The sequence below is a fragment of the Arthrobacter sp. TB 26 genome (genome assembly GCF_000427315.1).
Taxonomy (GTDB): domain Bacteria; phylum Actinomycetota; class Actinomycetes; order Actinomycetales; family Micrococcaceae; genus Arthrobacter.
The window spans coordinates 1-644 of the sequence record NZ_AUPJ01000200.1; the positions used below are offsets into that span (position 1 = coordinate 1).

A 644-nucleotide genomic window follows, 5' to 3' on the forward strand; every position below is an offset into this window, starting at 1 on the left:
CCGGCCGGCAGCCGGACAGGCCCGCCGCCCCGTGCCCTAGTAGGCTGGGACCAGCCCCCACACCGCACCCGCAGCCCACGTGACTTCACTGATCTGCCCAACTGAACGGATACGCCGTGACCCCCTCTGACCTCCCGCGCGTGCACATTGCCACCGACCACGCAGGCATGGAACTCAGCGCGCACCTCGTCAGCCACCTCAGCGCCAAAGGCTACGAGGTAGTCGACCACGGCCCCAAGGCCTACGACGCCCTGGATGACTACCCCTCCTTCTGCATCAATGCCGCGCTCGCGGTCGTGGCCGACCAGGAGGCCGGCACCAGCGCCCTCGGGATCGTGCTGGGCGGCTCCGGCAACGGCGAGCAGATTGCCGCCAACAAGGTCAAGGGCGTCCGAGCAGCGCTGGCCTGGAACCTGTCCACGGCGAAGCTTGCGCGCGATCACAACGACGCCAACGTGGTCGCCGTCGGCGGCCGCCAGCACAGCGTCGACGAGGCCACGGAAATCATCGAGGCGTTCCTGGCCGAACCCTTCAGCAACGACGAGCGCCACGTCCGCCGGATCGGCAAGATCGCCACCTATGAGCGCACCGGCGAGGTCGTCGCCTAGTGCCGGAAGGGCATTCCGTCCACCGGCTGGCCCGCC

At 69.1% G+C, this 644-nt stretch carries 1 protein-coding gene; it reads left to right on the top strand.

Annotation, left to right across the window (positions count from 1 at the left end):
* The first annotated feature begins 116 nt into the window (after positions 1 to 116).
* Positions 117 to 608, top strand: coding sequence for a ribose-5-phosphate isomerase (locus K789_RS0107145; protein ID WP_024366165.1), 492 nt, complete (start codon positions 117 to 119; stop codon positions 606 to 608).
* The last annotated feature ends 36 nt before the right edge of the window (positions 609 to 644 follow it).